Genomic DNA, 19,476 nt, shown 5'->3' with positions numbered 1-19,476 from the left:
CTCCCTGTAACTTGTTGTGACAGAGGATTTATACCTCACTTGCGGCCAAAGCCTAAGGAGCCTCTGCACGAATCATCGCGCCGTGTGCATCTGCGGACTCGGGCGGTCTGCGGCGTTGTCACCGCATCGCAACACATTGCATACGCCATAGTGGTTGATCCAATCCGTCGCACGTGGTGAAGGAAACTGGCGCTACGCCGCCGCCCCCAACCCCAACTGCTGCAAAAACGGCAACGTCTTCTCCGCCGCCCGCTGCCCCTCGGCAATGGCCTCTTCGGCGCGGTAAAAGTCCATCAGCCCCAGGTGCGCCAGTTGCGGCGCAATCACCACCTCGGGCGGGTCGCCGGCCATGCGGCTGCGGGTGATGCGCACCTGCATGATGTTGACGCTGGCCAGCACCACTTCCAGCAGCGAGGGCGCGGGGACGCGGTCCGGGTCGGGGGTGGGCCGCAGGGCCGCCAAGCCGCCCTGCAGGCGGCTGAGCCAGCCAGCGGTGTCCTCATCGTCCTCCGGTGCCTCGGCGGGCGGCTTGGCCGGGCCGTTGGCGCCGGGCTTGCGCAGGTGGCGGCCCAGGATGTCGGCGTTCAGGTCCACGGCGATCACGATGTCGGCGCCCATGGCGCGGGCCAGCGACACGGGCACGGGGTTGACCAGCCCGCCATCGACCAGCAGGCGCCCGTCGCGCTGCGCGGGGGTGAACAGGCCGGGCAAGGCCATGGAGGCGCGCACGGCGTCGGCCGTGGAGCCGGTGCGCAGCCACACCTCGCTGCCCGAATGCAGGCCCGTGGCCACGGCGGCGAAGGGGATGTCCAGCGCCTCGATGGGGCGGTCGGAGAAGCGGCTGCGGAAGAATTCGATCACCCGCTCGCCCTTGAGCATGCCGCCCGCGAGCTTGAAGTCCATGAACGAGAACACGGTGCGCCCGGTCAGGCCGCGCGCCCATTGCTCGAAGCGGTCCAGCTCGCCCAGCGCGTAGGCCGCGCCCACCACGGCGCCAATGGAGGCGCCGCACACCAGGTCGGGCTGGATGCCCGCCTGCTGCAGCGCGCGGATCACGCCGATGTGCGCCCAGCCGCGCGCCGAGCCGCTGCCCAGGGCCAGGCCGATGACGGGTTTGCGCGGGGCGGTCATGGCTGCTGCCCCGCCGGGGTGGAACCCGCCAGCAGCGTCAGCATGCCGGCCTCGTCGAGCACGGGCACGCCCAGCTCCTGGGCCTTGGCGAGCTTGCTGCCAGCCTCCTCGCCCGCCACAACGTAGTGCGTTTTCTTGCTGACCGAGCCGGCCACCTTGGCGCCGGCGGCCTCCAGCAGGTCCTTGGCAGCGTCGCGGCTCAGCGTGGGCAAGGTGCCGGTGAGCACCACCGTCTTACCCGCCAGCGGCAGCGTGGCGCGCTCGGCCGGGGCGCCCTCTTCCCAGGCCACGCCACAGGCGCGCAGTTGTTCGACCACCTCGCGGTTGTGCGGCTGGGCGAAGAAGGTGTGGATGGCTTCGGCCACCACGGGGCCCACGTCGTTCACCTGCAGGAGCTGCTCGACGGTGGCGTCCATGATGGCGTCGAGCCCGCCGAAGTGGCGCGCCAGGTCCTTGGCCGTGGCCTCGCCCACGTGGCGGATGCCCAGGCCGAACAAAAAGCGCGGCAGCGTGGTGCGCTTGGACTTTTCCAGCGCGGCCAGCACGTTCTGCGCCGATTTTTCGGCCATGCGCTCCAGGGTGATGAGCGCCGTGAGGCCCATGCGGTAGAGGTCGGGCAGCGTGCGGATCACGCCCTGGTCCACCAACTGGTCCACCAGCTTGTCGCCCAGGCCCTCGATGTCCATGGCGCGGCGCGCGGCGAAGTGCAGGATGGCTTCCTTGCGCTGCGCCGGGCAGAACAGGCCGCCGGTGCAGCGGTGGTTGGCCTCGCCCTTTTCGCGCACCACGGCGCTGCCGCACACGGGGCACTGCGCGGGCATGCGGAAGTTGGGCACGTAGCCGGCGCGCTGGCCGGGCACCACGCCCACCACTTCGGGAATCACATCGCCCGCGCGGCGCACGATGGCGGTGTCGCCCACGCGCACGCCCTTCTTGCGGATCTCGAACAGGTTGTGCAGCGTGGCGTTGGTGACGGTGACGCCGCCCACGAACACCGGCGCCAGCCGCGCCACGGGCGTGAGCTTGCCGGTGCGGCCCACCTGCACGTCGATGGCCTCGACGCGCGTGGCCATTTCCTGCGCAGGGTATTTGTGCGCCACCGCCCAGCGCGGCTCGCGCGTGACGAAGCCGAGCTGCTGCTGCAGCGCCAGGCTGTTGACCTTGTAGACCACGCCGTCGATGTCGTAGGGCAGCGCGTCGCGCGCGGCGCCGATACGCTGGTGGAATGCTATTAATTCAGAAGCACCTAGCGCAATGCCCGCCTGCGCTGCCACCGGAAAACCCCACAATTTGAGCTGCTGCAGTACCGCGTGGTGCGTGGCGAACTGCGCGCCCTGCACCTCGCCCAGCCCGTAGGCAAAGAACGACAGCGGCCGCTGCGCGGCAATGCCCGAGTCGAGCTGGCGCACGGCACCCGCGGCGGCGTTGCGCGGGTTGACGAAGGTCTTGCCGCCCTGCGCGCGCTGGCGCTCGTTCAGGGCGTCGAAGTCGGCGCGGGCCATGTAGACCTCGCCGCGCACTTCCAGCACGGGCGGCGCATCGGCCGGCAGCGCCAGGGGAATCTGGCGGATGGTGCGGATGTTGTGCGTGACGTCCTCGCCCACCTCGCCGTCGCCGCGCGTGGCGGCCTGCACCAGTTTGCCTTGCTCGTAGCGCAGGCTCATGGCCAGGCCGTCGAACTTGGGCTCGACCACGTATTCGACGGGCGGGTCATCCGGCGTGAGCTTGAGTTCGCGCCGGATGCGCGCGTCGAAGGCCTCGGCGCCGCTGGCCTCGGTGTCGGTCTCGGTGCGGATGCTGAGCATGGGCACGGCGTGCCGCACGGGGGCCAGGCCCTCCATCACGGCGCCGAGCACGCGCTGCGTGGGCGAATCGGGGGTGACCAGCTCGGGGTGCTCGGCCTCCAGGGCCTGCAGGCGCAGGAAGGCGCGGTCGTATTCGGCGTCGGGCACGCTGGGGGCGTCCCGCACGTAGTACTCGTGCGCCCAGCGGTTGAGCTGCTCGCGCAGCGCTTCGATTTCGATAGCTGCTTGCGCTTTCCCATCATGCCCTGGGGCCGAAAAAAGCTCCAAGTTTTCGGTCATGGGTGGCAGGCCCCCGTCAACTGAACACGCGCCGCGCCTGGGGCGATCCGGCCGAGAGGTCGCGGCCGTCGAGCTGGTCGTAGAGCTGCTCCAGGTCGGCGGCAATGGGGTCCATGGCCATGGCGGGCAGGGGCTGGCCGTTCTGGTCGCACAGCACGCCGTCCATGCTCTGGCACAGCGCGGCGGCGACTTCGCGCAGGCGCGCAAAGGGCTGCTCGGTGCGCGGCACATGGGCCACGTCCAGGCTAAGCGCGAGCTCGCGGATGGCGGACTGCTCGGGGTCGTCGGACAGCGCGGCCTGGGTGTCAAAGCCCAGGCTCAGCAGCGGCGCCTGGCCCGGCTGGGCGCCGGGCAGCACGAGGCGGCCGGGCAGCGACCCGGGCACGAAGCCCAGGCGCGCGGCGTTCTGCTGCACGTAGCCGGGGCTCCAGGCGGCCTGGCGCGCCACGAGGCTGAAGGCAAGCTGCGCGTCGTGCTCGGTGGCGAACTGGTCGAGCTCGCGCGCGCGCGCCACCTCGTGCAGCATGTCGGGGAACTCGGGGGCGGCACCCAGCGCGTCGGCAAAGGCCTGGACCTTCATGACGAACTCGGAGAACTCGATCTGGTTGAGCGCGCCCAGGCGGTTGGCCAACTGCACCCCGGCCTGGAAGGCGCGGTAGCGCTGGCCGGGCTGCGGAAATTCCCATTGCCCGGTGGCGTCGTTCTGGCCCTCGATGGCGAAGGGCTTGCTGCCCGCACGCCGCGTGGGCGGCAACTGCGCCAGCGCGGCCTCGCCGGGCACGGTCTGCTCGGGGACGATGGCGGCGATGGCGTCGATCAGCGGGTCCAGCGCATAGCTGCGCTCGGCGGCGGCATGCGCGGCCGCAGGCACGGGCATGGAGAGCGCCTCGGCGGCATCGACGCCGTGGATGGCGGGCTCGGGGCCGCGCTCCAGGCCGTGCACGGCGGAGAACGGGTCGGGCGCGCCGTCGAGGTCGTCCAGCGCGGGCTCCAGGCGGCGCGGCGGCTCGGGCGGCGCGTCCCGCTCGAGCGGCAGGGCTTTGCGCGGGGCGTTGCGGTGCGTGGTCCAGGCGTTCCAGGCGACGACCAGGGCGAGCAGCACGCCCCCGATGATGGCCAGGCTGATTTGCAGGGAGCTCATGGTGGTATGTGGGAGGTTCAGGCGTCGGCCATGGACAGGGCGGACTCCATGTCCACCGCGACGATGCGCGAGACGCCCTGTTCCTGCATGGTCACGCCGATGAGTTGTTCGGCCATTTCCATGGCGATCTTGTTGTGGCTGATGAACAGGAACTGGGTGCCCTGTTTGCTCATGGCCGTGACGAGTTTGGCATAGCGCTCGGTGTTGGCATCGTCCAGGGGCGCGTCCACCTCGTCGAGCAGGCAGAACGGCGCGGGGTTGAGCTGGAAGATGGCGAACACCAGGGCGATGGCGGTAAGCGCCTTCTCGCCGCCCGAGAGCAGGTGGATGGTCTGGTTCTTCTTGCCCGGCGGCTGGGCCATGACCTGCACGCCGGAGTCGAGGATTTCCTCGCCCGTCATGATGAGCCGCGCCTGGCCGCCGCCGAACAGCTCGGGGAACATGCGGCCGAAGTGCGCGTTGACGGTCTCGAAGGTGCCCGAAAGCAACTGGCGCGTCTCCGCGTCGATCTTCTGGATCGCGGCCTCCAGGGTGTTCATGGCGAGCGTGAGGTCTTCGGTCTGCGCGTCCAGGAAGGTCTTGCGCTCGCGCGCCAGGGCGAGCTCGTCGAGCGCCGCGAGGTTGACCGCGCCCAGCGCGGCGATCTCGCGGTGCAGGCGGTCGATCTCGCCCTGCAGGCCCTGCAGGCGCACCTGGCCGGCGGCGATGGACTGGGCCACGGCCTCGAGGTCGGCCTGCGCCTCCTCCAGGAGCTGGCTGTACTGCTCCAGGCCCAGGCGCGCGGCCTGCTCCTTGAGCTGCAGTTCGGTGATGCGCTGGCGCAGCGGCTCGAGGGCGCGCTCGAGCTGCATGCGGCGCTCGTCGCTGGCGCGCAGTTGGGCGGTGAGGCCGTCGTACTGGCTGCGGCGCTCGCCCAGGGCCTTTTCGCGCTCCATCTTCAGGTTCAGCGCGTCCTGCAGGCCGCCCTGGGCGGCAGCGGCGGACAGGCGCGACTGCTCCTCGTGCGCGCGCTGCTGCTCGTCCTGCAGCGCGCGGGCCTGGCTGTCGGCGGTCTCCAGGGTGCGCGCGAGCTCGGCGCGCCGCGCCGTGAGGCTGCGCTGCGAGAACTGCGCCTCCTGCGCCTGGCGCTCGAGCTGGCGCTGCTGCTCGCGGCATTCGTGCAGGCGGCGCTCGGCCTCGATCACGCGGTCGCCCAGCTGCGCCTCGCGCTCCTGGCTGTCGGCCAGTTGCATGTCCAGCTCTTCAAAGCGCGCCTCGGCCGCCACGCGCCGCTCCTGCAGCTCGGCCAGCAGGGCGTGCACTTCGTCCAGGTCGGCGCCGATCTGCTGGCTGCGCACGCGCGCCTGCTCGGCCAGTTGCGCCAGGCGCAGGGTCTCGACCTGCAGCTCGTGCGCGCGGCCCTGGGCCTCGCTGGCCTCGCGCCGCGCGCTCACCAGGCGCGCGGAGGCGTCCTGGTAGGCCGCCTCGGCCTTGAGCAGGGCGCTGCGCGCCTCGTCGCCGATGAGCTGCTGGGCGCGCAGCTCCTTGTCCAGGTGCTCGATCTCCTGCGCACGCGCCAGCAGGCCCGCCTGTTCGGAGTCCTGCGCGTAGAAGGCCACGCTGTGCAGGCCCACGGCGTGGCCGCTGGGCACGTAAATGGTCTCGCCGGGCTGCAATTGGCTGCGCTGGGCCAGGGCCTCGTCCAGGCTGGGGGCGGTGTAGCAGCCCTGCAGCCAGTCCAGCAGCAGGGCGCGCAGGCCTTCGTCGCCCACGCGCAGCAGGCCGGACAGGCGCGGCAGGCGCGCCGCGGGCTCGGGCGCGGCGGTGGCGGCGGCCTTGCTGTAGAAGGCCAGGCGGGCGGGCGGCGCGTCCTGCGCGCTGCTGCCGAGGAAGCCGCGCACCAGGTCCAGGCGACCCACCTCGAGGGCGCCCATGCGCTCGCGCAGCGCGGCCTCCAGGGCGTTCTCCCAGCCCTGCTCGACGTGGATGCGCGTCCACAGGCCCTGCAGGCCGTCGAGCCCGTGCCGTGCCAGCCAGGGCTGGAGCTTGCCCGAGACCTTGACCTTGTCCTGCAGCGCCTTGAGCGCCTCCATGCGCGCCGACAGGTCGGCCTGGCGCGCGCGCTCGTCGTTGACGGCCTGCTGGCGCTGGCGGCGCTCCTCATCGAGCCGGGGCACGGTCTCCTGCAGCTCGAACAGCACGGCCTCGGCCATTTCGGCGGCCTCGCTGGCCGCGGCGAGCTGCTCCTGCAACTGCTGCAGGCGCGCCTCGTCGGGCATGGCCAGGGCGCCCTGGTCCAGGCGCAGGCGCTCGCTGCGCGCCTCCTGCTGGCGCGTCTGCTCGTCCATGCTGCGCTGCTCGGCGGCAAGCACCTGGATCTGCTGCTGCACCTGCACCACGGCGGCGCGCTGCTCGCTGGCACGCGCCTGCGCCTGGCGCAGGGCTTCTTCGAGGTCGGGCAGGCGCAGCTCCTGCTCCTGCACCTGCGCGGCGAGGATCTCGGCCTGCTCCTCGGCGTCCAGGCCCGCGCCTTCGAGGCTCTCCATCTCGGCGGCCGCCTCCTGCTTGCGCGCGGCCCACTGGGCGATCTGCTCGGCCAGTTGTGCCAGGCGCTGCTCCACGCGCTGGCGCCCTTCGACGACGTAGCGGATCTCGGCCTCGAGCTTGCCGACCTCGGCCGTGGCCTCGTAGAGCTGGCCCTGCGCCTGGTTGACGGCGTCGCCCGCGGCGTAGTGCGCCTGGCGCACGGTCTCGAGCTCGGCCTCGACATGGCGCAGGTCGGCCATGCGCGCCTCCAGGTCGTTGACGGCCTGCAGGCCCTCGGCGCGCACACGGGCCTGATCGGCTTCGGCGTCGGCACGCTTGAGGTACCACAACTGGTGCTGGCGCAGCGTGACGTCGGCCTGCAGCGCGTTGTAGCGCGCGGCCACCTCGGCCTGCTTTTCGAGCTTGTCGAGGTTGGCGTTCAGCTCGCGCAGGATGTCCTCCACGCGCGTGAGGTTCTCGCGCGTGTCGTGCAGGCGGTTTTCCGTCTCGCGCCGGCGCTCCTTGTACTTGGAGACGCCCGCCGCTTCCTCCAGGAACAGGCGCAGTTCCTCGGGGCGCGATTCGATGATGCGGCTGATCGTGCCCTGGCCGATGATGGCGTAGGCGCGCGGCCCCAGGCCCGTGCCCAGGAACACGTCCTGCACGTCGCGCCGGCGCACGGGCTGGTTGTTGATGTAGTAGCTGCTGTTGCCGTCGCGCGTGAGCACGCGCTTGACGGCGACCTCGGCAAACTGGCTCCACTGGCCGCCCGCGCGGTGGTCGCCGTTGTCGAAGGTGAGCTCCACGCTCGCCCGGCTGGCGGGCTTGCGGCTGGTCGTGCCGTTGAAGATCACGTCCTGCATGCTCTCGCCGCGCAGCTCGCTGGCCTTGCTCTCGCCCAGCACCCAGCGCACGGCGTCCATGATGTTGGACTTGCCGCAGCCATTGGGCCCCACCACGCCCACCAGTTGGCCGGGGAGCATGAAGTTGGTGGGTTCGGCGAAGGACTTGAAGCCGGAGAGCTTGATCGAATTGAGTCGCACGGGGCTGGCAGTGGGTGGCGGCGCGCGGCAGGGCGGCCCAGGGCAGGACAGCCGCAAATGATACCGTGCCTGCCCGCCCCGGGGCACCGCCTGCCGCGAACTCTGCATTCAGGTGCAAAAAACGGCTCCAGGGCTTGCCAGCCAAGCGCGACAAGCTATCAAAACCGAAGTAGAGCCCTGCTGCGGCCGCAAAATGATTGTCTAGACAATCATTGACTAGACAATTAAAATCCGCGCCATGTCCGGTACGCCCCCGCCCCCTGCCCCGCCGTTCTACGACGCCACCCACCTCGCTCCCGAGGACAGCGTGGGCTACCTCATGCGCAAGGTCATTACGTCCATCCGCTCGCAGGTCGATGCCGGGCTGGCGGCGCACGGCCTGACCTACACCCAGTGGCTGCCGCTGTTCAAGCTCTCGCTGTGCCAGACCTCCACCACCGTGGCCGGCCTGGCGCGCGAGCTCGAAACCGACCCCGCGGCCATGACCCGCGTGCTCGACCGCCTGGAGGCCAAGGGCCTGGTGCGGCGCGAGCGCGCCACGCACGACCGCCGCGTGGTGCAACTGGCCCTCACCCCGGCCGGACAGGCCATGGCGGCGCAGGTGCCGCCCGTGCTGGCCAGCGTGCTCAACGCCCACCTGAGCGATTTCACCCACGAGGAATGGCAACTGCTCCTGCGCCTGCTGCGCCGCATGCTGGCCAACGGCAGCGCCTGATTCCGCTCTTTCACCTTCTTGCACCATGACACCCACAGGCAACCCCTTGGCGGCACGCGCCCGGCGCTGGCGGCTGCAGACCACGGCGCTGGCCGGCGCCTGGCTGCTGGCCGCCTGCGCCAGCCCCGGCCCGGCCCATGAGCCCCTGGCCGCCACCACCGCCCAGGCCGCGGGCCTGGCCAGCGCCCCACCGCAGCAAGCCCTGGCCCCGGCGCAGTGGTGGCGCCAGCTTGGCGACCCCACGCTCGACACCCTCATCGAACAGGCCCTGCAGGGCAACCCCAGCCTGGCCGTGGCGCGTGCGCGCCTGGCCCAGGCCGTGGCGCTGAGCCAGGTGCGCGAGGCCGCCAATGGCCCGCAGGCCACGCTGGGCGCGGACCTGGCGCGCCAGCACTACACCGCGCAGGGGCTGATCCCGGCGCCCGTGGCGGGCCATGTCTATTCCACGGGCAACCTGCAGGCCACGCTGGCCTGGGCGCCCGACTTCTTCGGCCAGCACGCGGCCGAACTGGAGGCGGCGCTGGGCCAGGCGCGCGCAGCGCAGGCCGACGCCGCGGCCGCCGCCAACCTGCTGGCCGCGCAGGTGGCGCGCGGCTACGTGGGGCTGGCCCGCCTGCAGGCCCAGCGGGCCGTGGCCGAGCGCGCCCACGCCCAGCGCCAGGAGCAATGGGCCCTCACGCGCGAGCGCGTGCAGGCGGGGCTGGACAGCCAGGTCGAGCTCGCCCAGGCGCAGGCCGCCGTGCCCGATGCCCGCGCGCAGATCGAGGCGCTGGACGAGCAGATCACGCTGGCACGCCGCCAGCTCGCCACGCTCAGCGGCCAGGCGCCTTCCGCCCTGGCCGCCCTTGATCCGGCGCTGGCGCGTCTGCAGGCCCTGCCGGTGCCGCCGCAACTGGGCGCCGACCTGCTGGGCCGCCGCCCCGACGTGGTGGCCGCGCGCTGGCGCATCGAGGCGGCGACGCAGGGCGTGGCCGCCGCGCGTGGCGAGTTCTACCCGAACATCAACCTCGTGGCCTTCGTGGGCCTGAATGCGCTCGGGCTGGACCGGCTGTTCCAGGCGGGCTCGCGCCAGTTCGGCGTGGCCCCGGCGCTGCGCCTGCCGCTGTTCGACGGCGGGCGCCTGCGCGCCCAGCTCGGCAGCCGCCAGGCCGAGCTGGACGCCGCCATCGCCCAGTACAACGGCGCGGTGCTCGACGCCGCGCGCGAAGCGGGCGACGCCATCGCGTCGCTGCAGTCGCTCACGCGCCAGCAGGCGCAGCAGGACCAGGCCGCGGCCGGTGCCGAGCAGGCCTGGCGCCTGGCGCAGGAACGCTACCGCGCGGGCCTGGGCAGCTACCTCAGCGTGCTGGCGGCGGAAAGCCAGGTGCTCGCCCAGCGCCGCCAGGCCGTGGACCTGCAGGCGCGCCGGCTCGACACGCACGTGGCCCTGATGAAGGCCCTGGGCGGTGGCTGGCAGGACGACACCGCCGCCCTGGCCGCAGCGCCCCAGTGAGCTCCGCACCCGCAGGCCGAACACCCCTCACGATCCCATTGCGAAAGACCCCGCCATGAGCGAACCCCTGACCTCCCATGCCGCCAGCAGCGCGCGCCGCCGCGGCCTGACCCTGATCGCCCTGGCCGTGGCCCTGGCCGGCGCCGGCTGGGGCGGCTGGCACTGGATGCACGCGCGCCACTACGAAACCACGGACAACGCCTACGTCGCCGGCAATGTGGTGCAGATCACGCCCCAGGTGGGCGGTACCGTGGTGGCCATCGGCGCCGACGACACGGACCGCGTGCAGCGCGGCCAGGTGCTGGTACAGCTCGATCCGGCCGATGCGCGCGTGGCGCTGGAGCAGGCCGAGGCGCAGCTCGCACAGACCGTGCGCGAGGTGCGCCAGCTCTACGCCAACAGCACGGCGCTGCAGGCCCAGGTGGCCTTGCGCAAAGCGGAACTGGCCCGCGCCCAGGCCGAGCAGGCGCGCCTGCAGGACGACGTGGACCGCCGCGCCCCGCTGACGGCCAGCGGCGCCGTGGGCAAGGAGGAATTCCAGCACGCCAGCAGCCAGCTCGCTGCGGCGCGCAGCAGCGTGGCCGCCGCGCAGTCGGCCGTGCTCGCGGCGCAGGAGCAGTGGGCCGCCAGCCAGACGCAGACCGAGGGCCTGAGCGTGGAGCAGCACCCCAGCGTGCAGCGCGCCGCCGCGCGCGTGCGCGAGGCCTTCCTGGCCGCAGGGCGCGCGCAATTGCTCGCCCCCATCGACGGCTACGTGGCCAAGCGCGGCGTGCAGCTGGGCCAGCGCGTGCCCGCTGGCGCGCCGGTGATGACCGTCGTGCCGCTGGCCGAGCTGTGGGTGGACGCCAACTTCAAGGAAAGCCAGCTCCAGCGCCTGCGCATCGGCCAGAGCGCCGTGCTGACGGCCGACGTGTACGGCGACAAGGTGCGCTACCACGGCACCGTGACCGGCCTGGGCGCGGGCACGGGCGCCGCCTTCGCCCTGCTGCCCGCGCAGAACGCCACGGGCAACTGGATCAAGGTCGTGCAGCGCGTGCCCGTGCGCATCGCCCTGGACGCGGACGAAGTGGCCGCGCACCCGCTGCGCGTGGGCCTGTCCATGCTCGCCGAGGTGGACGTGCGCGACACCAGCGGCAAGGCCCTGGCCGACGCCCCGCGCAGCGCGCCCGTGGCCTCCACCACGGTGTACGACGCACAACTGCAGGCCGCCGACGCCCAGGTGCGCCAGATCATCGCCGCCCACCTCGGGCGCAAGGCGGCGCAGCCACGCGCCGGCGCCCCGGCCACGGTCCGCTGACGCATGGGCTCCGCCGCCTCCCTCCCCCCGCGCGACGGCGCCGCACCGGCGCCGGCCGCGCCGCGCACCCCGCCGCCGGCCCCGGCGGCGCACCCGCCGCTGCAGGGCACGGCGCTGCTGCTGGGCACGCTGTCGCTGTCGCTGGCCACGTTCATGAACGTGCTGGACTCGTCCATCGCCAACGTCTCCATTCCCGCCATCGCGGGCGACCTGGGCGTGAGCCCGGCGCAGGGCACCTGGGTCATCACCAGCTTCGGCGTGGCCAACGCCATCTCGGTGCCGCTCACGGGCTGGCTCACGCAGCGCTTCGGCGCGGTGCGCCTGTTCACCGTCAGCGTGCTGCTGTTCGTGCTCACCTCCTGGCTGTGCGGCTTTGCCTCCTCGCTGGAGGCGCTGGTGTTCTTCCGCGTGCTGCAGGGCCTGGTCGCCGGGCCCATGATCCCGCTGTCGCAAACCCTGCTGCTGGCGAGCTACCCGCCCGCGCTCGCGGGCACGGCCCTGGCGCTGTGGGGCGTGACCACGCTGGTCGCGCCCGTGGTCGGGCCGCTGCTGGGCGGCTGGATCACGGACAACATCTCCTGGCCCTGGATCTTCTACATCAACGTGCCCGTGGGCCTGCTCGCCGCGGCGCTCACCTGGGGCATCTACCGGCGGCGCGAGACGCCGGTGCGCAAGCTCCCCATCGACAGCGTGGGCCTGTCGCTGCTGGTGCTGTGGGTGGGTGCGCTGCAGCTCATGCTCGACAAGGGCAAGGAGCTGGACTGGTTCGCCTCGGGCGAGATCACGGCCCTGGCCATCGTCGCGGTGGTGGGCTTTGCCGTGTTCCTGGTCTGGGAGCTGACGGACGCGCACCCCGTGGTGGACCTGCGGCTGTTCGGCCAGCGCAATTTCGCGTTTGGCGTGCTCGCGCTGTCGGTGGCCTACGCCCTGTTTTTCGGCAACGTGGTGCTGCTGCCGCTGTGGCTGCAGCAGTGGCTGGGCTACACCGCCACCAGCGCCGGCATGGCGCTGGCGCCCGTGGGGGTGCTCGCCATCGTGCTCACGCCGCTGGTGGGGCGCAAGGTCGGCCAGTGGGACCCGCGCCGCATGGCCACGGGGGCCTTCATCGTGTTCAGCCTGGTGCTGTGGATGCGTTCGCAGTTCACCACGCAGACGGACTTCGTGCACATCATGGTGCCCACCGTCATCCAGGGCGCGGCCATGGCCTTCTTCTTCATTCCCCTGACGACCATCACGCTCTCGGGCCTGCCGCACACGCGCATCCCGTCGGCCGCGGGCCTGTCCAACTTCGTGCGCATCACGGCCGGGGCCATGGGCACGTCCATCGCCACCACCCTGTGGGAGAGCCGCGCCGCCCTGCACCACGCACGCCTGACCGAAGGCCTGGTGCAGGGCCAGGGCGTTTTTGCGCACACCCTGGACATGCTCACGGCCACGGGCCTGAGCCAGGCCCAGGCGCTGGCGCAGATCAACCGCCTGATCGACCAGCAGGCCTACACGCGCGCGGCGGACGACATCTTCCTGGCCTCGGCGTACATCTTCCTGCTGCTGATCGGGCTCATCTGGCTCACGCGCCGCCCGCAGCCCGCGTCCGGCCAGGGCGCGGCGGATGCGGGCGGCGCGCACTGAGCGCTGCGGCGCATCTGCGCTGCCCGCCAGTGCAGCGCGCCCAAAGAAAAAGCCCTGTGAATCAATGATTCACAGGGCTTTTGATGGTTGGCGGAGTGGACGGGACTCGAACCCGCGACCCCCGGCGTGACAGGCCGGTATTCTAACCGACTGAACTACCACTCCGCGTCGGTGCCGCTTTTACACTCTTGCGAGTCAAGTGCGACAAAACTTGGCGACCCTACGGGGATTCGAACCCCGGTACCTACCGTGAAAGGGTAGTGTCCTAGGCCTCTAGACGATAGGGTCAAAACCTGGACGAAAAACAACCGACTGTTTTGGTGGAGGTAAACGGGATCGAACCGATGACCTCTTGCATGCCATGCAAGCGCTCTCCCAGCTGAGCTATACCCCCAAACCTAGCAAACAAATGGCGGAGTGGACGGGACTCGAACCCGCGACCCCCGGCGTGACAGGCCGGTATTCTAACCGACTGAACTACCACTCCGCGTCGGTGCCGCTTTTACACTCTTGCGAGTCAAGTGCGACAAAACTTGGCGACCCTACGGGGATTCGAACCCCGGTACCTACCGTGAAAGGGTAGTGTCCTAGGCCTCTAGACGATAGGGTCAAAACCTAGATTGTATTCAGGTTGGTGGAGGTAAGCGGGATCGAACCGCTGACCTCTTGCATGCCATGCAAGCGCTCTCCCAGCTGAGCTATACCCCCCTTGGATTCGGGCTGTGAATCACTTCACTGCCGTCATCACCTGAGCCTCGCATTATAGACAGATTTTCAGCGTGTTTTCAAACGTGCGAGGATTTTTTCGCGTCCGAGCAGTTCCAGTACCGCATCGACCGAGGGCGTGTGCGCCGTCCCGAGCGTGAGCACGCGCACGGGCATGGCCAGTTGCGGCATCTTGGCGCCCTGCGCCTTGAGCACGTCCTTGAGCGTGGCGGCAATGGCCTCCTTGCTCCACTGCACCGTGGCGATGGCGCTGGCAAAGGCCTCCAGCAGGGGCTCGGCCGCGGGCGTCACGTGCTGCGCCAGGTCGGCGGCGTTGCGCTCGATGGCGTCCACGTAGAACAGGCGGATCCAGGCGGCCAGGTCGACCAGGGTGTCGCAGCGGTCCTTGAACAGCGCGCACAGGCGCGGCAGGCGCGCGTCGAGGTCGGCGGCCGGCACGCCGGCCTGGACCACGAAGGGCGTGACCAGCGCGGCCAGGGCTGCATCGTCCAGGGCCTTGAGGTGCTGGGCGTTGACCCAGCGCAGCTTGGCCTCGTCGAACTGGCCGGCGCTGCGGCCCAGGTGGTCGAGGTCGAACCACTGCAGGAATTGCGCGCGGCTGAAGATTTCGTCGTCCCCGTGGCTCCAGCCCAGGCGCGCGAGGTAGTTGACCATGGCGTCGGGCAGGTAGCCCGCGTCGCGGTACCAGGTCACGGGCTTGGCGCCGTGGCGCTTGCTCATCTTCTCGCCCTGCTCGTTGAGCACCGTGGGCAGGTGGGCAAACACGGGCACCTGGGCCCCCAGGGCCTCGAAGATGTGGATCTGGCGCGGCGTGTTGTTCACGTGGTCGTCGCCGCGGATGACGTGGGTGATGCCCATGTCCATGTCGTCCACGCAGACGCAGAAGTTGTAGGTGGGCGTGCCGTCGGGGCGGGCGATCACCAGGTCGTCGAGCTCGCTGTTCTGGAACTCGATGCGGCCCTTGCACTGGTCGTCCCAGCCGACCACGCCGCCCTGGGGCGTCTTGAAACGCAGCACGGGCTGCACGCCGGCGGGCACGGGCGGCAACTGCTTGCCGGGTTCGGGGCGCCAGGTGCCGTCGTAGCGGGGCTTTTCCTTGTTCGCGGTCTGGCGCTCGCGCAGCGCGTCGAGCTCCTGCACGCTCATGTAGCAAGGGTAGACATGGCCGCTCGCCTGCAACTGCGCCAGCACGGCCTTGTAGCGGTCCATGCGCTGCATCTGGTAGTACGGGCCTTCGTCGATGTCGAGCTGCAGCCAGGCCATGCCTTCGAGGATGACGTCCACGGCCGCCTGGGTGGAGCGCTCCTGGTCGGTGTCCTCGATGCGCAGGATGAAGTCGCCGCCGTGGGCACGCGCAAAGGCCCAGGGGTAGAGCGCCGAGCGGATGTTGCCCAGGTGGATGAAGCCCGTGGGCGAAGGGGCGAATCGGGTGCGTACTTTGGTGGTCGTGGTGGTCATGGCAGGGTATCCAGTCCGCGGGCGAGGTCGGTCTGCAGGTCGCCCAGGTGTTCGAGGCCCACGGAGACGCGCACCAGGCCCTGGCCGATGCCAGCCGCCTGGCGCTGTTCTTCCGTGAGGCGGCCGTGCGAGGTGCTGGCCGGATGGGTGATGGTGGTCTTGACGTCGCCCAGGTTGGCGGTGATGGAGCACACGCGCGTGCTGTCGATGACGTGGAAGGCATGGGCGCGCAGGGCCTCGGCGCCCTGCCCCGCCACGTCGAAGGACAGCACCGGGCCGCCCAGGCCGTTTTGCTGGCGCATGGCGAGCTGGTGCTGGGGGTGGCTGGGCAGGCCGGGGTAGTACACGCGCGCCACCTTGGGGTGGGCCTCCAGCCAGCGCGCCAGCTCCAGCGCCGCGGCGCTTTGCGCGTTCACGCGCAGGGCCAGGGTCTCCAGGCCCTTGAGCACCACCCAGGCGTTGAACGGCGCGAGGTTGAGCCCGCCGCTGCGCAGAAAGGTGCCCATGACCTTGTCCACCAGGGCCAGCGAGCCGCACACGGCCCCGGCCATGACGCGGCCCTGGCCGTCGAGCAGCTTGGTGCCGGAGTGCACGACCAGGTCGGCGCCGAACTGCGCCGGGCGCTGCAGCACGGGCGAGGCGAAGCTGTTGTCCACGGCCAGCAGCGCGCCATGGCGGTGCGCCAGGTCGGCGAGCGCGGCGATGTCGCACAGGTCGGTGAGCGGGTTGGTCGGCGTCTCGGCGAACAGCAGCCTGGTGTTGGGGCGCATGGCGGCCTGCCAGGCGGCCACGTCGGTCTGCGCCACGAAGCTGGTCTCCACGCCGAAGCGCGCCATCTCGGTGCCCAGCAGCCGGATGGTGGAGCCGAACATGGATTGCGAGCACACCACGTGGTCGCCCGCCTTGAGCATGGTCAGCGCCACGAGCAGGATGGCCGCCATGCCGGTGGTGGTGGCCACGGCGCATTCCGTGCCTTCCATGGCGGCCAGGCGGCGCTCGAAGCTGGTGACCGTGGGGTTGCCCGTGCGGCTGTAGGTGTAGCCCTCTTCCTGGTTGGCAAAGCGCCGCGCGGCGCTGGCGCTGTCGCTCTGCACGAAGCTGCTGGTGAGGTACAGCGCCTCGCTGTGTTCGCCCCATTGGCTGCGTGCGACGGCCTCGCGCACGGCGAGCGTGTCGGGGTGCAGGCCCGGGGGCAGGGTCGGTTCGGTCACGGTGCGGCTTTCAATTCAAAAACGATAGCTGGTGGCGCTTGAAAACAGAGGATTTCAGATGATTTTTATGTTGAAAACCAATCTGGACAAGCGCGAGGTGCTCACTTTTTTGCCAAGGTACAGCGCCGCCGCCCGGTTCAGGCGTCCGGCGCATCCGAGGTGTTGGGCAGGGCCAGGCGCGAGGTGTCGGCCTCGTCCTCGCCGCCGCGGTTGCGGCCCTCGTTCAGGGCGGTGACCTGCGCTTCGGAGATGTCGCCCGTGATGTAGACGCCGTCGAAGCACGAGGCCTCGAAGCCCTGCACCTGCGGGTTGACCTTGCCCACGGCCTGCTTCATGGCCTGCACGTCCTGGTAGATCAGCGCATCGGCGCCGATCCACTCGCGGATCTCCTCGACCGTGCGGCCGTGCGCGATGAGCTCGGAGCGCGTGGGCATGTCGATGCCGTAGACGTTGGGGTAGCGCACCGGCGGGGCGGCCGAGGCGAGGTACACCTTGGTGGCGCCGGCGTCGCGCGCCATCTGCACGATCTCCTTGGAGGTGGTGCCGCGCACGATGGAGTCGTCCACCAGCAGCACGCGCCGGCCCTTGAACTCGCTGCTGATGGCGTTGAGCTTCTGGCGCACGGACTTCTTGCGCACGCCCTGGCCCGGCATGATGAAGGTGCGCCCCACGTAGCGGTTCTTCACGAAGCCCTCGCGGTACGGGATACCCAGCAGCTGCGCAAGCTGCATGGCGCTGGGGCGGCTGGATTCGGGGATGGGGATGATGGCGTCGATCTCGTTCGGCGGCACGGTGGAGATGACGCGCTTGGCCAGCGTCTCGCCCATGTTCAGGCGCGCCTGGTAGACCGAGATGCCGTCCATCACCGAATCGGGGCGCGCAAGGTACACGTACTCGAAGATGCAGGGGTGCAGTTGCGCGTGCTCGGCGCACTGCTGCGTCTCCACGCGGCCGTCGGTGTGCACGAACACCGCCTCGCCCGGGGCGATGTCGCGGTCCAGCACATGGCCCGTGCCCTCCAGCGCCACGGACTCACTCGCCAGCATGGTGCTGCCGTCGCTGCCATGGCCCATGCACAGCGGGCGGATGCCGAACGGGTCGCGGAAGGCCAGCAGGCCGTAGCCGGCGATCAGCGCGATCACGGCATACGAACCCTTGATGCGCCCGTGCACGGCGCGCACGGCGGCGAACACGTCCGCGCTGCGCAGCGGCGCACCGCTGCTAGCACGCGCCAGCTCGTGCGCCAGCACGTTGAGCAGCACCTCGGAGTCGCTCTCGGTGTTGGTGTGGCGGTGGTCGGTGTCGGCCAGCTCGGCGCGCAACTGCCGCGCGTTGGTGAGGTTGCCGTTGTGCACCATGACGATGCCGAACGGCGCGTTCACGTAGAAGGGCTGCGCCTCTTCCTCGCTGGCGGCGTTGCCCGCCGTCGGGTAGCGCACCTGGCCCAGGCCCACGCTGCCGGGCAGCGCGCGCATGTTGCGCGTGCGGAACACGTCGCGCACCATGCCCTTGGCCTTGTGCATGAAGAACTTGCGCCCTTCCTGGGTGACGATGCCGGCGGCATCCTGGCCCCGGTGCTGCAGCAGCAGCAGGGCGTCATAAATCAGTTGATTGACAGGGGCGCGGCTGACGACGCCGACGATTCCACACATAAGAGTTGCTTTCCATCCAGAAGGCCCGCTAGGCGGGCCAATAACTGCCCAGGTCCTGCGGCAGCAGCGGCCGCAGGTCGTTCTTGACCCATTCAGAGAGCAGGACGGCGCTGCGCGCCTCCTGCCACCAGGGCGCCCGGTCCAGTTGGGTCAGCCCGGCGACGAACACCGCCACGAGAATCACGAGCACCCCGCGCAGGGCGCCGAACACGGCCCCCAGCACACGGTCCACGGGCCGCAGGCCCAGGGCCTGCGCCAGTTTCTTGCCCAGCCAGGCCACGAAGCTGCAGGCGAACACCGCGACCAGGAACACGGTGATGAAGCCGGCCGCGTAGCGCAGCGTCTCCGACTGTTCCTGCAGCGGCAGCAGCGCCGCGGCGTCCAGGGCCAGCCACTGGGCCAGCATGAACGCGGCCACCCAGGCCAGCAGCGAGAGCACCTCGTAGACCAGGCCGCGCCAGGCCCCCAGCAGCATGGAGGCCAGCAGCACGGCGGCGAAGATCCAGTCCAGGGTTGCCATCATGGGCCACGCGTCAGAGCTGCAGCACGGACACGGGCAGGCTCAGCGCCTTGATGCGCGCCGCCGTCTTGTCGGCCTCGGCATGCCCCTCGAAGGGGCCCACGCGCACGCGGATGCGCTTGCCCTGGGGCGTCTCGACCACCTGGGTGTAGGTCTTGATGCCGGCGCGTTCGAGCTTGAGGCGCACCTCGCGCGCCTTCTCGACTTCGGCGTAGGCGCCGATCTGCACGATGTAGCGGCCGGCCGCCGGCGCGGCAGCGGGCTTGTCGGCGCTGCGGCCTTCGAGCAGGGCGCGCGCGCGCGCAGCCTCGGCGTCGGCATCGCGGCGCGCCGGCTCGGCACTGCGCGGCTCTGCAGCGCGCGGCTCTGCAGCGCGCGGCTCGGCGGCAGGGCGGGTGTCGGCGCGCGGCGGCGCGGCGGCCGAAGCCGCCACAAAGGCCGGCGCGGCAGCCGGGCGTGTGGGCGCGGGTGCGGGTGCGGGTGCGGGCGCCGGTGCGGACGCGGCGGCGGGCGCTGCCCGCGCGGTGCTGGCTGCGTGCGCCACGGTCTCGGCCGGTGCCGGCTCAGGGGCCTGGGCGGCCGGTGCGGGGGCCGCAGACGCCGGCAGGGGCGCCACGCGCTCGCGGTCGGGGATTTCGATGGGGATATCGACCGGAATCGGCCGGGGCTGGGAGTCGAACAGCACGGGAAAGCCCACCACGCCCAGCAGCACCAGCACGGCCGCGCCGATCAGCCGGTGGCGCGCACGCCGGCGCATGACCTCGATGCTCTCGGCCGGTGCCGCGCGCGCGGCGCGGCCCGCCTTGGCCTTGCTGTCCTGCCCCTTCTGGCCGGGCCAGCGTAACTTGAAAAAAGCCATGGACTTGAATGGA

Annotated in this window: 13 protein-coding genes and 6 tRNA genes; 4 read left to right on the top strand and 15 right to left on the bottom strand. The window is 70.9% G+C overall.

Annotated features, from left to right (window positions below; genetic code table 11):
- Nucleotides 1-192: 192 nt before the first annotated feature.
- Genes rssA through smc form a run of 4 tightly spaced genes read right to left on the bottom strand, consistent with a single transcriptional unit; the run spans nt 193 to nt 7,904 of the window.
- On the bottom strand, nt 193-1,131 hold the full coding sequence (gene rssA / locus CGR01S_RS06720) for a patatin-like phospholipase RssA (protein ID WP_042424148.1): 939 nt from the start codon (nt 1,129-1,131) through the stop codon (nt 193-195).
- Complete coding sequence (gene ligA, locus CGR01S_RS06715; RefSeq protein ID WP_042424146.1) at nt 1,128-3,215, bottom strand: NAD-dependent DNA ligase LigA; 2,088 nt, start codon at nt 3,213-3,215, stop codon at nt 1,128-1,130. The genes rssA and ligA overlap by 4 nt, the downstream gene beginning before the upstream one ends.
- A gap of 16 nt (nt 3,216-3,231) precedes the next feature.
- Nucleotides 3,232-4,356 (bottom strand): cell division protein FtsZ, encoded by a 1,125-nt coding sequence (locus CGR01S_RS06710; protein ID WP_042424143.1) that lies wholly within the window; start codon nt 4,354-4,356, stop codon nt 3,232-3,234.
- A gap of 17 nt (nt 4,357-4,373) precedes the next feature.
- Nucleotides 4,374-7,904 (bottom strand): chromosome segregation protein SMC, encoded by a 3,531-nt coding sequence (gene smc / locus CGR01S_RS06705; RefSeq protein WP_042424139.1) that lies wholly within the window; start codon nt 7,902-7,904, stop codon nt 4,374-4,376.
- Between the two features lie 238 nt (nt 7,905-8,142).
- Here smc and CGR01S_RS06700 point away from each other — a divergent pair, with 238 nt between their 5' ends.
- From CGR01S_RS06700 to CGR01S_RS06685, 4 genes are read left to right on the top strand one after another with little or no spacing between them, the layout of a single operon-like run.
- Nucleotides 8,143-8,619 carry a MarR family winged helix-turn-helix transcriptional regulator gene (locus tag CGR01S_RS06700; RefSeq protein WP_042424136.1) on the top strand — a complete coding sequence of 159 codons (477 nt, stop codon included), beginning with the start codon at nt 8,143-8,145 and terminating at the stop codon, nt 8,617-8,619.
- A 25-nt stretch (nt 8,620-8,644) separates the two neighbouring features.
- Complete coding sequence (locus CGR01S_RS06695) at nt 8,645-10,111, top strand: efflux transporter outer membrane subunit (protein WP_042424132.1); 1,467 nt, start codon at nt 8,645-8,647, stop codon at nt 10,109-10,111.
- A gap of 55 nt (nt 10,112-10,166) precedes the next feature.
- The gene (locus CGR01S_RS06690) at nt 10,167-11,408 is read left to right on the top strand and encodes an HlyD family secretion protein (protein WP_042424131.1); all 1,242 of its coding nucleotides are present in this window, start codon (nt 10,167-10,169) and stop codon (nt 11,406-11,408) included.
- Nucleotides 11,409-11,411: 3 nt separating this feature from the next.
- Nucleotides 11,412-13,037 carry a DHA2 family efflux MFS transporter permease subunit gene (locus tag CGR01S_RS06685; protein ID WP_042424129.1) on the top strand — a complete coding sequence of 542 codons (1,626 nt, stop codon included), beginning with the start codon at nt 11,412-11,414 and terminating at the stop codon, nt 13,035-13,037.
- 88 nt (nt 13,038-13,125) lie between these two features.
- Here the strand turns inward: CGR01S_RS06685 and CGR01S_RS06680 are convergent.
- From CGR01S_RS06680 to CGR01S_RS06630, 11 genes are all read right to left on the bottom strand, one after another.
- A tRNA-Asp gene (locus CGR01S_RS06680) sits at nt 13,126-13,202 on the bottom strand.
- A gap of 47 nt (nt 13,203-13,249) precedes the next feature.
- Nucleotides 13,250-13,325 (bottom strand) — tRNA-Glu (locus CGR01S_RS06675).
- Nucleotides 13,326-13,355: 30 nt separating this feature from the next.
- Nucleotides 13,356-13,431, bottom strand: a tRNA-Ala gene (locus tag CGR01S_RS06670).
- Nucleotides 13,432-13,447: 16 nt separating this feature from the next.
- Nucleotides 13,448-13,524, bottom strand: a tRNA-Asp gene (locus CGR01S_RS06665).
- Nucleotides 13,525-13,571: 47 nt separating this feature from the next.
- Nucleotides 13,572-13,647 (bottom strand) — tRNA-Glu (locus CGR01S_RS06660).
- Nucleotides 13,648-13,669: 22 nt separating this feature from the next.
- Nucleotides 13,670-13,745 (bottom strand) — tRNA-Ala (locus CGR01S_RS06655).
- A 66-nt stretch (nt 13,746-13,811) separates the two neighbouring features.
- Entirely contained in the window at nt 13,812-15,221 is a 1,410-nt protein-coding gene (gene gltX / locus CGR01S_RS06650) for a glutamate--tRNA ligase (RefSeq protein WP_042424127.1), read from the bottom strand.
- Complete coding sequence (locus CGR01S_RS06645) at nt 15,218-16,432, bottom strand: O-succinylhomoserine sulfhydrylase (RefSeq protein WP_042424124.1); 1,215 nt, start codon at nt 16,430-16,432, stop codon at nt 15,218-15,220. The genes gltX and CGR01S_RS06645 overlap by 4 nt, the downstream gene beginning before the upstream one ends.
- A gap of 137 nt (nt 16,433-16,569) precedes the next feature.
- Complete coding sequence (gene purF, locus CGR01S_RS06640; RefSeq protein ID WP_042424121.1) at nt 16,570-18,084, bottom strand: amidophosphoribosyltransferase; 1,515 nt, start codon at nt 18,082-18,084, stop codon at nt 16,570-16,572.
- 28 nt (nt 18,085-18,112) lie between these two features.
- Nucleotides 18,113-18,604, bottom strand: a complete 492-nt coding sequence (locus CGR01S_RS06635; RefSeq protein WP_042424639.1) for a CvpA family protein — start codon at nt 18,602-18,604, stop codon at nt 18,113-18,115.
- A gap of 13 nt (nt 18,605-18,617) precedes the next feature.
- Nucleotides 18,618-19,463, bottom strand: coding sequence for an SPOR domain-containing protein (locus CGR01S_RS06630; protein ID WP_042424120.1), 846 nt, complete (start codon nt 19,461-19,463; stop codon nt 18,618-18,620).
- Between the last annotated feature and the right edge of the window lie 13 nt (nt 19,464-19,476).

The sequence above is a fragment of the Comamonas granuli NBRC 101663 genome (assembly GCF_000739995.1).
GTDB lineage: Bacteria > Pseudomonadota > Gammaproteobacteria > Burkholderiales > Burkholderiaceae_C > Simplicispira > Simplicispira granuli.
This window is presented reverse-complemented; position numbering and strand designations above follow the sequence as displayed.

Excerpts from the sequence above, each read along its gene's own strand:
- CGR01S_RS06700 (WP_042424136.1), top strand. The coding sequence starts at position 8,143 with ATGTCCGGTACGCCCCCGCCCCCTGCCCCGCCGTTCTACGACGCCACC.
- CGR01S_RS06690 (WP_042424131.1), top strand. The coding sequence starts at position 10,167 with ATGAGCGAACCCCTGACCTCCCATGCCGCCAGCAGCGCGCGCCGCCGC.
- CGR01S_RS06685 (WP_042424129.1), top strand. The coding sequence starts at position 11,412 with ATGGGCTCCGCCGCCTCCCTCCCCCCGCGCGACGGCGCCGCACCGGCG.
- rssA (WP_042424148.1), bottom strand. The coding sequence starts at position 1,131 with ATGACCGCCCCGCGCAAACCCGTCATCGGCCTGGCCCTGGGCAGCGGC.
- CGR01S_RS06630 (WP_042424120.1), bottom strand. The coding sequence starts at position 19,463 with ATGGCTTTTTTCAAGTTACGCTGGCCCGGCCAGAAGGGGCAGGACAGC.
- gltX (WP_042424127.1), bottom strand. The coding sequence starts at position 15,221 with ATGACCACCACGACCACCAAAGTACGCACCCGATTCGCCCCTTCGCCC.
- CGR01S_RS06695 (WP_042424132.1), top strand. The coding sequence starts at position 8,645 with ATGACACCCACAGGCAACCCCTTGGCGGCACGCGCCCGGCGCTGGCGG.
- CGR01S_RS06710 (WP_042424143.1), bottom strand. The coding sequence starts at position 4,356 with ATGAGCTCCCTGCAAATCAGCCTGGCCATCATCGGGGGCGTGCTGCTC.
- CGR01S_RS06635 (WP_042424639.1), bottom strand. The coding sequence starts at position 18,604 with ATGGCAACCCTGGACTGGATCTTCGCCGCCGTGCTGCTGGCCTCCATG.
- purF (WP_042424121.1), bottom strand. The coding sequence starts at position 18,084 with ATGTGTGGAATCGTCGGCGTCGTCAGCCGCGCCCCTGTCAATCAACTG.
- ligA (WP_042424146.1), bottom strand. The coding sequence starts at position 3,215 with ATGACCGAAAACTTGGAGCTTTTTTCGGCCCCAGGGCATGATGGGAAA.